This window comes from Candidatus Atribacteria bacterium, assembly GCA_011056645.1.
Taxonomy (GTDB): Bacteria; Atribacterota; Phoenicimicrobiia; order Phoenicimicrobiales; family Phoenicimicrobiaceae; genus Sediminicultor; species Sediminicultor quartus.
The window spans coordinates 1-14,260 of record DSEL01000095.1; the positions used below are offsets into that span (position 1 = coordinate 1).

Sequence of the window (14,260 nt, forward strand, 5' to 3'; positions counted from 1 at the left end):
ATCCACAATATGTTAAATCCCATACACATATTTACTACCTGCTACCAAGGTATTTTATTTTAGTGAAATGCCATATTTTATCTTGACATATCTATATTTAGTGTATTATTATAAATACAATCCTACATTTAGGGGTGCAAGATGAAGTGTCCTTATTGTGGTTATTACGATACCGGAGTAATTGAATCCCGACATATAGAAAATGAATTGGTAATTAGAAGAAGAAGGATTTGCAAAAAATGTAATAAAAGATTCACCACTTATGAAAGAGTGGATCTAATTCCCCTAATGGTAATAAAAAAAGATAATCGAAGGGAACCTTTTTCTCGCGAAAAGATCACCAACGGTATTATCAAAGCCTGTGAAAAAAGACCAATTAGTATAGACATTATCAATAATCTAGTAAACAGCATAGAAGAGACCATAAAAAGTGGAGGAGTTGATGAAGTTAAGAGTGATCTGATTGGTGAATTGGTTATCTCTAAATTACGAGATTTAGATGAAGTAGCCTACGTAAGATTTGCCTCGGTATACAGGCAATTTAAAGATTTAAGCAGCTTCGTAAAAGAAATAAGAAAGATTAGTAAATAGATATAGATTTACTTTTATAGGAATTCCCTTTCCCCGAAAGGATTCGATTTATTGAATCCGCAGGGAAACAAGCAGACAAATCCAGCCCTACCTTAATTGCTCTATAAAAAGAATTTTGAGGTTCCGAGTCACAATTTTCTTAAATCAATGCACAATAAGCAATACAATAAATTAATTACCGGTTAAAAAGATTTATTTTATAATGAGGTTTCAAAATGATAAAGACCATTAAAAAAAGAGAAGGTCAATTAGTAGACTTTGATAAAAAGAAGATAACCGGAGCTATTTTTTCCGCAATGTTAACAGCAGGGGAAGAAGATAAAACTGTATCAGAAAAAATAGCTGACCAAGTCATTATAAAATTAGAGAAAAAATTTGAGAATAAGGTCCCTCAAGTGGAAGAAGTACAGGATATAGTAGAAGAAACATTGATTCAAGAGGGAATGGTAAAGGTAGCCAAGGCGTACATTTTGTATCGGGACAAGCGAAGGAGAATCAGAGAAAGTTTAAAAGTCAGAAAAAAAATAAAGAACCACAAAAATATGACCGATCTTTCCTTGTTGGTTTCTACCCCCACCTCCGAGACCATTTCTCCTTGGGGAAGGCAAAAAATTATTCAAGCTCTGGTCAAGGAAGCCGAGCTACCTTTAAATGTTTCTGTAAAGATAGCTAAGGCAGTAGAAAATAAGATAGTCGATTTAAATTTGAGTGAGATTTCTACTTCTTTGATTAGAGAATTGGTAGATAATGAGCTTTTTACCATGGGGTATGAACAAAAGTGGAGGAAGCAAAAGGTCATCGGAATGCCTACTTTTGATCTGAAACAATTGTTTTTATCCAAGAGTAAGGAAAACAGTAATATTGGAACCAATAATCCGGAAGCCATAAACTTAACTATTGCCGAAAACACCATCAAACAATATATGTTGCAGGAAGTGTTTTCTAAAGAAATAGCAGATGCCCATTTAAAAGGATGGATCCATATTCATGATTTAGGCTACCCTAGAATTTATTGTTCCGGTCATTCTCTCGAATTTTTGAAAAAATATGGTCTTGAATTGGAAAATTTAGATACTTCTTCTGCTCCAGCTAGGCATACCAGGACCTTAACCGGACATTTAAATACTTTTTTGGCTTCCATGCAAGCCTACTATGCGGGTGCTTTAGGTATCGGTTATTTAAACATCATGTACGCTCCTTTTTTGGTAGGTTTGACTTTTAAAGAAATAAAACAAGAAGCTCAATATTTAATATTTAGCGGTTCGCAAAATGCCTTTTCCAGAGGTGGGCAAAGTCTTTTTCTGGATTTTAATGTCCACCTCGGTATTCCTAATTATCTGGTAAATATACCAGCAATCGGGCCAGGAGGCAAATATACCGGAAAAACTTATGGAGAATATCAGAAAGAATCCCAGTTATTTTTAAGAGCTTTAATGGAGGTTTGGAAAGAGGGGGATTATCACGGAAAGGTATTTGCTTTTCCCAAGATGGATTTACACATCGATAACCAATCTTTCGAGGAACCGGAACAGATAAGATTATTAAAATATGCCTGTGAAATAGCTTCTGAGAACGGTTCACCTTATTTCATTTTTGATAGGGAAGATATAAGTTTAGCTGCTTGTTGCCGGCTAAAAACAGAAATAACCGATCAGGAAATGATAAAATACCCGGAAAAGTTAAGATTTGCTGGGATACAGAATGTTACTATCAATTTACCGCAATGTGCCTATAGGGCTTTTCCTGATAATATGATTTCCGGATCGTTTCATGACGTAAAAAATGCAAATGTCCTAGCCTTATTTTTGGAAAAAATTGATCAAGCTTTGTGTTTGGCGGTTCGAGCTCACTTGCAGAAAAAAAAGTTTTTGGGGATGATGATGGAAAATCCCAGTGGACCTTTATGGCAAATAGGCAAGTTAGCCCAGGATGGAAAACCTTACGTAAATTTAGATGAAGGAACTTACTTAATAGGATTAATCGGATTGAACGAAGCAGTCCAGTATATTACCGGAAAACAACTTCATGAAAACGAGGATGTTTTTAAATTAGGATTAAAAATAGTATCCTTTATGAGTTTAAAATGCAGAGAATATAGTAAAAAATATAATTTGAAATTATCCCTGGAGGAATCTCCCGCTGAAAGCGCGGCTGGAAGGTTAGCAAAAATCGATTTACAGGAATTTCCCAATAGTGAGAAAGTTATAAAAGGAAATTCCAATGGAGACGAAAGTTATTATACTAATAGTATCCATTTTGCTGCTTCAGCACCGGTAGATTTGATCACTCGAATTATTAAGCAGAGTAAGTTTCATCCTTTAATAAAGAGCGGAGCCATAATTCATGCTTTTGTAGGAGAAAATCAACCTTCACCGGAGAGTATCTATAATTTAATCAAAAAAGTTTGGAGACATACTAAATGTTCCCAACTTACTATTTCCCCCGAGTTTACCATATGCAATATCTGCAGTGAAGTAAGCAGAGGATTACAGGAGAATTGTAGCGGATGTGGGAGTGGAGATGTATATGGAGTAACTAGAATAGTAGGATATTATAGTAAAATAACTAACTGGAATAAAAATAAGATTGGTGAACTAAAGGATCGGCATTCCGGAAATTATAATATAAATTAGTAGTTAGTGAATAGCAGAACTAACGTAGGACTTATAAAATAACCAGGTATCGATTATATACAAGCAGAGGCAAAAAGAAAATATAGTAATAATTAATAAGCGATTAGCAAAAACAAAAGAATTGGCTATTTAGTTTGATGTCAGTAATTTCTTGACTAATTACTCAACTATGCAATAAAATTTAGAAGAGAGAAAAAATACTATGAAAATAAAAATATTCTGGCAAAATAACTGTCCTCATTGTCCACAAGCCAAAAAGATAGGAGGTCAATTAGAAAAAGAGGCAGAAGTTCAATATTTTGATGTAGATACGGTTGATGGGTTGGGGGAAGCTAGCTTTTATGATATTGTCTCCACTCCTTCGATAGTGCTCTTGGACCAGAATGATCATGAAATTAAAATATGGAGAGGAAAAACCCCTCCACTGGAGGAAATTAGAAAGGAAGTAACCTTTTGAGTATTGCTATTAAGCAAATGATAAAAACCTCTCTAATTGATTGGGAGGGGAAAATTGTTTCTACTTTATATCTTCCTGGATGTAATTTTAGATGCCCCTTCTGCTATAATGTTGAATTAATATTACATCCGGATCATCTTAAAAATATTCCCCAAAAAGAAATAGACAATTATCTCCTGGAGAGGAAAGATTTTATCGATGGTATATGCATGAGCGGAGGAGAACCTACCCTATACTCGCATTTACCTGAATATTTTAAAGGATTGAAAGAAAAAGGTTTCTTAGTCAAGCTGGATACCAATGGTACTAATCCGGAGTTGCTAAAAAAGCTTCTAAATTTTAATTTGGTGGATTTTATTGCTCTTGATATTAAGTCATCGTTAGATCCGGATAATTATTTCAAGGCAGCGTGCATTCAAGATGAAATAATAATAGAGAAGATAAAAGACAGTATTGAATTGATCATGAACTCTAATATCGATTATGAATTTCGTACAACTGTGGTACCTTTATTACATTCTGAAGAGACTATTATGGAGATTGCTAAGTATATTAGTGGAGCAAAAAAATATGTATTACAGAACTTCTCTCCTTTAGAGATGACCCTCGATCCTTCTTTTCAAAAAATAAAATCCTATTCCACCGAAAAGATGCAAGAATTGTCGGATAAAGCGAAAAAGTATGTGCCAAATTGTTATTGGAGATGAGGGCAGCGATTGACCAATTCTCAAATTTACCAATTCACCGATTGAATTGGTTAAATATTCGTTACACATCACTTAACGCTTATTACTATATTTTATTATTATGTTTAATTTGTATTTAGAGTCATTTTTTGTGAAAAAAATACAATTATTTTTAAAAAAGAAGGATTTTTTAGATAAATGTTGTATTATAAAAAAAAGTTTTATTTTTGACAAAATATGTTATACTATACAAAGATATTTTGACCAGAGATTATTACAATTAAATAATTTTTTTCTGTATGAAAGTAATGGGAGAGATCTTATCGGTTACCGAAAAGAAGCCGAAGGGGCAAGATGTAGATTACATTTAAACTCTCAGGCAAAAGGACCATTACCGGACAGAACTCTGGAAAGTTTTTTAATAAACACCGAAGGGGTAATTTCCCATATTATGGAAAAATCTCTCAGGTAAAAAGACAGGGTAAGAAATTCCGCAGGAACATCTTACCCTTTTTTATTTTTTTTAAGATAGGCAGTTTAAAATATTTATTAAAAGTAGAGATAATTTGAATCAGGATTTTGAATTAAAAGAACTTGGACAAATAAAATATTTAAAGTGTCGAGGATTAGACAGAACTAACTTGTTAGTTAATGCTTTTTCTACCCGGGTAGGCGGAGGAAGCAGAACTCCCTTTGATAGCCTTAATTTATCTTATAATGTAGGCGATGAAGAAAACCGCGTGGCAGAAAACCGAAAAATAATTTTGAATGCTTTAAATATTGATTATCGTACCACGGTAAATGCCCAACAAGTCCATAAAGAAAAAATAAGTATAGTAAAAACAAAAGATAAGGGCAAAGGTGCCTTCAAATATTCAAGGGGGATTGCACAAACTGATGCCTTAATGACAGATATCCCCGGTATACCCCTGGTTATGTGTTTTGCTGATTGTGTTCCTATTTTTATTTTAGATCCGGTTAAAAAGGTTATTGCTTTAATTCATAGCGGAAGAAAGGGAACAGAGTTGGAATTAGCTTTAAAAACTTTGTTTAAGATGAAAAAAATCTTTAATGTTAACCCCCAATCCTGCTTGGCTGCCATTTTTCCTTCCATTGGTGCTTGCTGTTACCATATAAAAGAAGAAAATAAAATTGATAACTATTGGTTAAAGAAAGATAAAAATAAAAACCTGCAAATTTCCCGGCAAAATAAAAACGGTTGGAGCCTTGATTTAAAAAAAGCAAACTATGGGCAATTGATTGAAGGAGGAGTAGAAAAAAAGAATATTTTTATCAGTGAGATTTGTACCGCAGATCATCCTGAACTTTTCTTTTCCTATCGAAGAGATAAAGGAATAACCGGCCGTATGGCTGCTATATTTATGTTGAAGTAAAATTTAAATTATTATGATCATATGAGAATAACGGGAGGAATGTATGAGGATAAAAAAACATCCCATTTTAGAATTTTGCCAAAAAGAAAAGATAAGATTTACCTTAGATGGGAAAGAATTGGAAGGTTATAAAGGTGAGCCCATTGCTTCTGCTTTGGTAGCTGCCGGTATAAAAGTATTAAGCAGAAGCATTAAATATAAACGTCCGAGAGGTTTTTTTTGCGCAATTGGAAAATGCTCAGCCTGTTTAATGAAAGTAAATGGTATCCCCAATGTCAGAACCTGTGTGACTAAATTGGAAGAAGGAATGAGAGTAGAAACCCAAAAAGGAAAAGGTGATTTCAATTGAAAACAACAGATATAGCAATTATCGGAGGAGGCCCAGCAGGACTATCAGCTGCTATCTACGCTGCTTCTCTAGGGGCAAAAGTAACCCTAGTTGATGATGGTTTAGAATTGGGTGGACAATTAATAAAACAAACCCATAAATTTTTCGGTTCCGAAAAACAATTTGCCGGGATCAGGGGAATAAAGATTGCTGAAAAGATGATACAGGACCTGAAAACCTATGATAATGTTGAAGTAATCGCTAATTCTACGGTTACCGGCTATTACGAAGATGAGGTCATAACCATTGTCCAGGGAGTAAATGGTGAACTATTGGAAAAACTAAAAGCTAAAAGAATAATTGTGGCTACCGGAGCGTTGGAAAATATGTTACCTTTTGTTAATAACGATTTGCCCGGAGTCTATGGTGCCGGAGCGGTACAGACCTTGATGAATCTTTATGGTGTAGTTCCTGGTAATAATGTTTTAATGGTAGGTGCCGGCAATATTGGCCTGATTGTAAGCTATCAGCTATTACAGGCTGGGATTAAGGTAGAGGCCATTGTGGAAGCTCTTCCCAAGATAGGTGGGTACCTGGTACATGCCTCTAAGATTAGACGTTTGGGCGTACCTATATACACTTCTCATACTCTAAAAGAAGTGTCAGGTAAGGATTGCGTAAAAAAAGCAGTCATTGCTGGTATTAATCGAAATTTTGAATTTATTCCCGGCACAGAAAAAGAACTGGAAGTGGATACCATATGTCTGGCTGTAGGTTTATCTCCACTCTCTGACCTGCTCTGGCAGGCCGGCTGTCAGATGAAATATATTCCCGAGCTTTGCGGCTATGTAGCCTTAAGGGATGAAAATCTTAGATCTAGTATCAATAAGATCTACATTGCCGGAGATGTGGCCGGTATCGAAGAGGCCAGTAGTGCCATGTTGGAAGGTCAAATAGCCGGTTTGAATGCTGCAGTAAGCCTGGGATATCAATGTGATAATTATATACAGCAAAACAAAAAGCTAAAAGAAGAGTTAAAAGAACTGAGAAACAATCCTTTAAGTGAGGGGATAAGGGTAGGCATAGAAAAAGCCTTGATAAAAGGGGGAAAATAAGTAACTATGTTAGAAAGAACTGGTATACCCACGGATAATGATTTAGAAAAAGTCATTCCGGATAAAAAAAGATTAGATCAAGGTCCGGTAGTTATCATAGAATGCTTCCAAAAAATTCCCTGCGACCCTTGTGCCATTTCCTGTAAGTTGGGGGCGATAAAACCCTTTAAGGATATCAATGATTTGCCGCAGGTCGATTTTAACCGATGTACCGGCTGCGGGATCTGTATAAGTTTCTGTCCCGGTCTGGCTATATTTGTTATAGATATGAATTATTCAGATAAAAAATCCTTGATAAAACTGCCGTATGAAATGTTACCCTTACCGGAAAAGGGAGAAGAAGTGTATGCTCTGGATAGAGCAGGTGTTATACTGGGTAAGGTTAAGGTAGCAAGAGTTTTAAAGACGAAAAACAAGACCAACATCCTATCTCTGGAGGTTCCAAAAAACATGGTCATGAACGTAAGAAGTATCAAAGTGGAGGACAAAAATAATGAAAGATGAGATCATCATTTGTCGATGTGAAGATGTTACCTGGGGCGAAATCAGACAAGCTTTGGAAAAAGGCTATACTACACTTGATGAGGTAAAAAGGATTACCCGGGCAGGGATGGGAAGATGTCAGGGTACTACTTGCCGCAGGATTTTGCTAAGGGAAATTGCCAAGTTTTACCATAAAAAGATAGAAGATGTAGCCGTACCAACCTTTCGACCTCCCACCAAACCGGTAAAATTAGGAACTCTAGCAGGTGACGAGGATGAATAAAAGAGCAAATGTAGTCATCATAGGTGGAGGAATTGTCGGTTGCAGTATCGCCTATAATTTAGCCAGAATGGGATGTAAGAATATAGTCTTATTTGAAAAAAATACTTTAGCCAGTGGGGCGACCGGAAGATGCGGAGCAGGGATTAGACAGCAGTTTGGGACCGAAATGAATTGTATTCTGGCTCGGGAGAGTATAAAAATATTCGAGAATTTAAGTCAAGAACTGGATTATGATATCGAACTCAATCAAGGCGGATATCTAATACTGGCTTATACCGAAAAAGAAGTCAATCAGTTCAAGAAAAACATAACATTGGAACAATCATTGGGCATTAACGCTAGGTTAATTACCATGCAGGAAGCCCAGGATATTGTCCCTCCTTTAAATACGGAAGGATTACTAGGTGCCACCTTCTGTCCTACTGATGGTCACGCCAATCCCTTTAATACTAATTTTGCATATGCAGAGGCAGCCCAAAGGTTAGGGGTAAAGATTAATAATTTTACCGAAGTAAAAGAAATTAAGATCGAAAATGATAGAATAGCATCAGTTAGAACTAATCAGGGAGAAGTATTCACGCCCATTGTAATCAATGCTGCCGGTGGTTATGCTTCCGAAATAGGAAAAATGGTCGGAGTAGACATACCGGTTTACTCACAAAGGCATCAAATTTTAATCACTGAACCGATTGACCCTCTATTTAGACCGATGCTAATGTCTTTCTCCGCTAATTTTTACTGTCAGCAAACTCCTCATGGGAGTATTATTATGGGCTTTGGCGATCCCAATGAACCCAAAGGTCACGATATAGGTTCAAGTTGGCAGTTTGCTCACGAGATGGCCCAAAAGATCACCGCAGTCGTTCCTTTATTAAAAGAAGTGAGTATGGTAAGACAATGGTCAGGCTTATATAATATGAGTCTTGATTCTCAACCGATATTGGGAGAGCATCCCCGGATAAAGGGCTTTTATATGGCAGTAGGCTTCAGCGGACATGGATTTATGCTAGCCCCTATAGTCAGCCGGCTTATGGCAGAGTTAATACTGAAGAGTCAGCCTTCTATCCCCATTGATAAATTAAATATAGGCAGATTTGAACGAGGTGAACTGATTATTGAGCCCTCGGTAGTGTAGGGGATAAAATAATTATACTTTTTCCTACTATAAAAGAAGGAATTATTAATTTTATGTAGAATATAGATAATAAACCAGCAAGATAAAAAATAATCGAAAAGATAGTGTTCACAAAAATTTAAAAAGATTTTCAGAATTAAAGGGCTAGATCTCAACATTTACTATAACCAATACCTAAAAAACCAAAAATGAGGGGGTATTTGAGAAGCGGGATAGTAGATATTGTCGTTTTGTGAATGACTATTCTTGTAAAAAAGGGAGGTGAAAGGATTTTTTAATAATTCTTATGATAGAAATAACTACCCAGCTTATGATTAATTAATTGTTAAAAATGACTGTGTTTGATTTATTTCAAAATAAATAAAGGAGAATTATAATGAAAAGAATAAATTTTTTGCTAATTATTATTGTATTAGTATTAGCTCTGGGCATAACTTCTTTGGGAGTGACGGCTGCTAATAAGCCCCCGGTAGTTATCGGACTTCAAGCCCCGATTACTGGCGCAGCGGCAATTGAAGGCGAAATGGCCAAACAATCTGTGGAAATTGCTGCCCAAATGATCAATGAAAAGGGTGGTATTTTAGGCGGTAGAATGATTGAAATTCGAATTGCCGATGATGCTTGTCAACCAAAGGCGGGGGCTTTAGCTGCAATGAAATTAATAACTCAAAAGGATGTAGTTGCGGCCATTCAAACCTATGGTTCCTCTGTAACACAACCGGGTTCTGATATATATGAAAAATTTAAAAAAGTAAATATTGCTTATGGTGCAACGGTTACTGGTCTTACCGAAAGAGGATTAAAGTATTTCTTCCGTACTTGTGGGAGAACCGACACTCAGGGTGCATTTTTTGCCAACGAGGTCGTACCCCTTTTTAATGCTAAAAAAATAGCTATTATGCACGATAACCAGACCTTCTCTTTGGGACTTGCTGAAGATACCAAAAAAGCATTGCAACCTAAACTGGATTCCGGAGAAGTGAAATTAGTTTATTTTGACGCAATTACACCTGGAGAATCTGATTATACTGTTCCTTTGACTAAATTAAGAGAAACAAATCCGGATATATTTTATTTCACCGGTTATTTCCCAGAGGCAGGATTAATTATCAGACAGGCTCGCGATATAGGAATTACCGCAGTATTTGTGGGTGGAGATGCAGCTATCAATGAAGATTTCATTAATATTGCTGGTTTAGAATATGCTGCTGGTTGTTATCAAACCCAGGAAGCTTTAATAGAGTATTTTACCAATCCTGAAGCAATGGCCTTTAAAGAAGCCTACAAGGCGAAATATAACACTCTTCCCTCCAGCCCCTGGTCAGTCTATGCTGCCGATGCTCTTTGTGTACTTGCAGAAGCAATTGATAAATCAGGTTCAACTGATTCAGACGTGATAGCGGATTATCTTAAGAATAAGATGGATAAATTCCCCAGCATTACTGGCCCAATAGGTTTTAATGAAATTGGTGATCGTGTAGGAACCGGAATTAATCTCTATGTAGTAAATCCTGATGGAAGTTTTGGAATTTACGGAAAATAAAATAAAAACGAGGTAAATACGAAGATGAAAATTATTTTAGAGCAGCTACTAAACGGGTTAACCATAGGCTCATTTTATGCTCTTATTGCTCTAGGTTATTCCATGGTATATGGGGTAATGAAGCTGATTAATTTTGCGCATGGAGACTTATTTGCCCTGGGATCTTATCTGGGATATACCCTTCTCGTATTTGGCTCTACCTATGCTACCGTTACCTTTGGTATATGGGGCGGAATGATTGCGGCTATGTTAATAGCCGCAATCGGTATAGGAATTGCCGGTACTTTAATAGAGCGAATTGCCTATCGCCCAATATATTCAGTAGGCCGGCTTCCCGCAGTGGTATCTGCACTGGGTGCTTCCATTGTTATACAAAATGGGATAATGGTTGCTTGGGGACCTCGTCCACAAGCTTATCCCTCACAAGTTGTCCCTTCGATTATGCTAAATATTGGTGGTTTTAGAATTACTTTACTCCAGGTTATAATTTTAATCATTTCTTTTGTGCTTATGGGGCTTTTATATTATATCGTTCAAAAAACTACTTTTGGGGCAGCTATCCGGGCTTGTGCTTTGGATAGAGATACTGCCGCCTTGATGGGCATAAATATAGAAACAATTATTTTTTTTATCTTTGCTTTAGGTCCCGCTTTGGGTGGAATGTCAGGAGTTATGGTAGGAATGTATTATAGAAAAATTAGTTTTATCATGGGATGGAATTATGGATTAAAAGCCTTTACTGCTACTATCCTGGGAGGTATCGGTAATATCCCGGGTGCAATGCTCGGCGGTCTTCTCTTGGGAGTATTAGAAATGTTAGGTTCTACCTACATTTCTACTGCCTATAAGGATGTATTCGTATTTTTAGTTTTAATATTTGTTTTAATTTTTCGCCCCAGGGGTTTGTTGGGTGAAAAAGTTGCAGAAAAAGTGTAAAGGGGCAAAAATATGAAATTAGACCATAATAAAAAAGAAAAAAATAGACTATTTAAAAATTGGCTGGGCATCTTAGTTGCAATTTTATTTATAGTGTTACCCTTTATCATAAATGCTTACTGGATAGATGTCTTATTTTTCTTTGGCATCTATGCACTTTTAGGGCTTAGTTTAAATATCGTTTTAGGAGAAGTGGGGCTTTTTGACTTAGGGCATATGGGATTTATGGCTATTGGCGCCTATACTACCGCCATTCTGAATACTATCTTTGGGATTCCAGTAATAATTTTAATACCGATAAGTGCAGTTGCCGCAGGTACTTTTGCCTGGTTAGTCTGTTCTCCGATCATCCATTTAAGAGGGGATTACTTGTGTATCGTTACCATCGGAATGGGTGAAATTGTCCGTCTTACTTTAAATAATAATCCTTTTGGAATAACCGGTGGCCCAAATGGCGTTTTCGGAATTGATTTTCCTTCATTGGGTAATTTTTTTGAAGTGGACAATTCTACTAAATTTTATTATTACATCTGGTTAATAGTAGGCCTAACCATTATAGGTTTAGTGAATTTACAGCGTTCGCGTATAGGCAGAGCTTGGAATTGTATTCGAGAAGATGAAGTGGCTGCCGAGTCTACCGGGATCGATGTCAGATTTTATAAATTATTGGCTTTTGTTTTAGGAGCAAGTTTAGCTGGGATTGCCGGTAATGTTTATGCCAGTAAATTAATGATGGTATCACCGGAAAGTTTTAGTTTTATGGAATCATGTCTGCTCTTTTGTATAGTCTTAATCGGAGGAATGGGTTCTATACCCGGTGTTTTAATCGGAGCTGCTGCTATCAGCCTTTTCCCGGAATTTTTCCGAACTTTTGCCCAATACCGAATGTTGATTTTTGGTACAGCCATGGTGGTTATGATGATCTTCAGACCTGGTGGTATTTGGCCTAGGAAGAGAGAGCCTTCTGAATTCAAAACACTTTTAATAAAACCAGGAGAAGAAAATGGCTAAAGATAATAATATAGAAACTATAATAAGCAGTGAACAAGAAAATAAAGATATGAATGTAAATAATAAAGTTGTGCTGCAAACCGATAAACTGACTAAAAAATTCGGTGGTTTAATCGCAGTAAATAATTTTGACCTTAAGGTGAGTGAAGGAGAAATCAGTAGTTTAATAGGTCCTAATGGTGCGGGAAAAACTACTGTTTTTAATGTAGTGACCGGTATATATAAAGCAGATGGGGGAAAGGTTATTTTTAAAGGGGAAGACCTTGCCAACAAAAAACCTCATCAAATTATCAAAAGAGGGATAGCCCGAACTTTTCAAAATATTCGACTTTTTTCCAAATATGACCTGTCTGGAAAATGTTATGGCTGGTCAGCATTGTCGAAGCAAGGAAGGAACCTGGTCTTCTATTTTACAGACTCCCGGCCAAAGAAAAGAGGAATTGGAAATCAAGAAAAATGCTGAAGAACGTCTTAAACAAGTAGGATTATGGAGATGGCGGGATGAATTGGCAAAAAATATTGCCTATGGTAATCAGAGAATGTTAGAAATAGGCCGAGCTTTAGCTTCTAATCCTGATTTATTAATTTTAGATGAACCAAGCAGCGGTCTAAATGATAAAGAATCTGAAGATCTGATAGTATTTTTAAAATCTTTGTTAAAGGAAGATTTAACTATTTTGCTTATAGAACACGATATGAATGTAGTCATGGGAATTTCTCATTGGGTTACGGTAATGGATGAAGGTAAAAAAATTGCTGAGGGTTTACCCGAAGATGTATATAATAATCCTCAAGTAATTGAAGCTTACTTAGGCAAAGACGAAGAGGAGGAGGAATAATCATTATGGCTTTATTACTGAATGTAGAAGATTTGCAAATATATTATGGTTCTATTGAAGCTCTTAAAGGAATTTCACTTAGAGTTGATGAAGGTGAAATAGTTACCGTATTGGGGGCGAATGGAGCAGGAAAAAGTACTCTTTTAAGGGCTATCTCCGGGTTATTGCCTATCCGTAGCGGAAAAATTAAGTTAAATGAACAAGAATTGAATAATGTTAAGGCGTTTAAAATAGTGATGGCCGGTATTTCGCACGTACCTGAGGGTAGAAAAGTCTTCGCTACTCTTACTGTTGATGAAAATCTTAATTTGGGTGGGTATACTCGAAGAAAAGATCAAAAAAATATTAAAGAATCCAAAGAAAGAGTTTATGATCTATTTCCCATTCTTAAAGCACGTCGCAATCAATTATCCGGAACCTTATCTGGTGGCGAACAGCAAATGTTGGCTATGGGAAGAGGTTTAATGAGTACTCCCCGTATCTTACTTCTAGATGAGCCTTCTCTTGGTTTGGCTCCCTTACTGGTAAAACAAATTTTCCAAATTATCCGCGAAATTAATAATCAGGGCATATCCATATTATTGGTAGAACAAAATGCCCGCAAAGCGCTTGGCGTTGCCCATAAGGGATATGTGCTAGAAACCGGGAATATTACTATTAGTGGATTAGCTTCCGACTTAAAGAGCAATCAAAAAGTTCAGGAAGCTTATCTGGGAGGCGCTGCTCTTAAGAAGAGAAAATAATTTAGTCGTTAGTGAATAATTGCTTAGATTGTATAGCTTACAGCATATAAGAAAATTATTTAGAGGTATAAATAAATTATTGC

The 14,260-nt window shown here is 36.3% G+C and carries 14 protein-coding genes, 1 pseudogene and 1 riboswitch; all 15 genes and pseudogenes read left to right on the top strand.

The genetic code is table 11. From position 1 onward, the window contains the following. Positions 1 to 141 precede the first annotated feature (141 nt). Entirely contained in the window at positions 142 to 591 is a 450-nt protein-coding gene (gene nrdR, locus ENO17_03855; protein HER24171.1) for a transcriptional repressor NrdR, read from the top strand. Positions 592 to 806: 215 nt separating this feature from the next. Continuing rightward, positions 807 to 3,224, top strand: coding sequence for an anaerobic ribonucleoside-triphosphate reductase (gene nrdD, locus ENO17_03860; GenBank protein ID HER24172.1), 2,418 nt, complete (start codon positions 807 to 809; stop codon positions 3,222 to 3,224). 202 nt (positions 3,225 to 3,426) lie between these two features. Further along, positions 3,427 to 3,681: a hypothetical protein gene (locus ENO17_03865; GenBank protein HER24173.1), complete on the top strand. Its 255-nt coding sequence runs from the start codon at positions 3,427 to 3,429 to the stop codon at positions 3,679 to 3,681. Further along, positions 3,678 to 4,388, top strand: a complete 711-nt coding sequence (locus ENO17_03870; protein HER24174.1) for an anaerobic ribonucleoside-triphosphate reductase activating protein — start codon at positions 3,678 to 3,680, stop codon at positions 4,386 to 4,388. Before ENO17_03865 ends, ENO17_03870 begins: the two co-directional genes overlap by 4 nt. 278 nt (positions 4,389 to 4,666) lie before the next feature. Further along, a riboswitch (glycine riboswitch) is annotated at positions 4,667 to 4,768 on the top strand. Positions 4,769 to 4,909: 141 nt separating this feature from the next. After that, complete coding sequence (pgeF, locus tag ENO17_03875) at positions 4,910 to 5,761, top strand: peptidoglycan editing factor PgeF (protein HER24175.1); 852 nt, start codon at positions 4,910 to 4,912, stop codon at positions 5,759 to 5,761. A gap of 43 nt (positions 5,762 to 5,804) precedes the next feature. Next, the gene (locus ENO17_03880) at positions 5,805 to 6,110 is read left to right on the top strand and encodes a (2Fe-2S)-binding protein (GenBank protein ID HER24176.1); all 306 of its coding nucleotides are present in this window, start codon (positions 5,805 to 5,807) and stop codon (positions 6,108 to 6,110) included. Further along, complete coding sequence (locus ENO17_03885) at positions 6,107 to 7,204, top strand: FAD-dependent oxidoreductase (GenBank protein ID HER24177.1); 1,098 nt, start codon at positions 6,107 to 6,109, stop codon at positions 7,202 to 7,204. Before ENO17_03880 ends, ENO17_03885 begins: the two co-directional genes overlap by 4 nt. Before the next feature lie 6 nt (positions 7,205 to 7,210). Next, the gene (locus ENO17_03890; GenBank protein HER24178.1) at positions 7,211 to 7,708 is read left to right on the top strand and encodes a 4Fe-4S ferredoxin; all 498 of its coding nucleotides are present in this window, start codon (positions 7,211 to 7,213) and stop codon (positions 7,706 to 7,708) included. Then, positions 7,698 to 7,970: a (2Fe-2S)-binding protein gene (locus tag ENO17_03895; GenBank protein HER24179.1), complete on the top strand. Its 273-nt coding sequence runs from the start codon at positions 7,698 to 7,700 to the stop codon at positions 7,968 to 7,970. The genes ENO17_03890 and ENO17_03895 overlap by 11 nt, the downstream gene beginning before the upstream one ends. Then, a complete protein-coding gene (locus tag ENO17_03900) occupies positions 7,963 to 9,105 on the top strand; it encodes an FAD-binding oxidoreductase (GenBank protein ID HER24180.1) in 1,143 nt (380 codons plus the stop codon). Before ENO17_03895 ends, ENO17_03900 begins: the two co-directional genes overlap by 8 nt. 376 nt (positions 9,106 to 9,481) lie before the next feature. Beyond that, positions 9,482 to 10,648, top strand: coding sequence for a branched-chain amino acid ABC transporter substrate-binding protein (locus tag ENO17_03905; GenBank protein ID HER24181.1), 1,167 nt, complete (start codon positions 9,482 to 9,484; stop codon positions 10,646 to 10,648). A 24-nt stretch (positions 10,649 to 10,672) separates the two neighbouring features. Continuing rightward, the gene (locus ENO17_03910) at positions 10,673 to 11,584 is read left to right on the top strand and encodes a branched-chain amino acid ABC transporter permease (GenBank protein ID HER24182.1); all 912 of its coding nucleotides are present in this window, start codon (positions 10,673 to 10,675) and stop codon (positions 11,582 to 11,584) included. Positions 11,585 to 11,596: 12 nt separating this feature from the next. Next, entirely contained in the window at positions 11,597 to 12,595 is a 999-nt protein-coding gene (locus ENO17_03915) for a branched-chain amino acid ABC transporter permease (GenBank protein HER24183.1), read from the top strand. Between the two features lie 49 nt (positions 12,596 to 12,644). Next, positions 12,645 to 13,434, top strand: a pseudogene (locus ENO17_03920) (ABC transporter ATP-binding protein). 5 nt (positions 13,435 to 13,439) lie between these two features. Continuing rightward, the gene (locus ENO17_03925; protein ID HER24184.1) at positions 13,440 to 14,177 is read left to right on the top strand and encodes an ABC transporter ATP-binding protein; all 738 of its coding nucleotides are present in this window, start codon (positions 13,440 to 13,442) and stop codon (positions 14,175 to 14,177) included. Positions 14,178 to 14,260: the final 83 nt, after the last annotated feature.

Bases quoted from the DNA above. Each gene is read 5' to 3' on its own strand.
- nrdR (HER24171.1), top strand. From the start codon at position 142: ATGAAGTGTCCTTATTGTGGTTATTACGATACCGGAGTAATTGAATCC.
- nrdD (HER24172.1), top strand. From the start codon at position 807: ATGATAAAGACCATTAAAAAAAGAGAAGGTCAATTAGTAGACTTTGAT.
- ENO17_03865 (HER24173.1), top strand. From the start codon at position 3,427: ATGAAAATAAAAATATTCTGGCAAAATAACTGTCCTCATTGTCCACAA.
- ENO17_03880 (HER24176.1), top strand. From the start codon at position 5,805: ATGAGGATAAAAAAACATCCCATTTTAGAATTTTGCCAAAAAGAAAAG.
- ENO17_03890 (HER24178.1), top strand. From the start codon at position 7,211: ATGTTAGAAAGAACTGGTATACCCACGGATAATGATTTAGAAAAAGTC.
- ENO17_03895 (HER24179.1), top strand. From the start codon at position 7,698: ATGAAAGATGAGATCATCATTTGTCGATGTGAAGATGTTACCTGGGGC.
- ENO17_03900 (HER24180.1), top strand. From the start codon at position 7,963: ATGAATAAAAGAGCAAATGTAGTCATCATAGGTGGAGGAATTGTCGGT.
- ENO17_03905 (HER24181.1), top strand. From the start codon at position 9,482: ATGAAAAGAATAAATTTTTTGCTAATTATTATTGTATTAGTATTAGCT.
- ENO17_03910 (HER24182.1), top strand. From the start codon at position 10,673: ATGAAAATTATTTTAGAGCAGCTACTAAACGGGTTAACCATAGGCTCA.
- ENO17_03915 (HER24183.1), top strand. From the start codon at position 11,597: ATGAAATTAGACCATAATAAAAAAGAAAAAAATAGACTATTTAAAAAT.
- ENO17_03925 (HER24184.1), top strand. From the start codon at position 13,440: ATGGCTTTATTACTGAATGTAGAAGATTTGCAAATATATTATGGTTCT.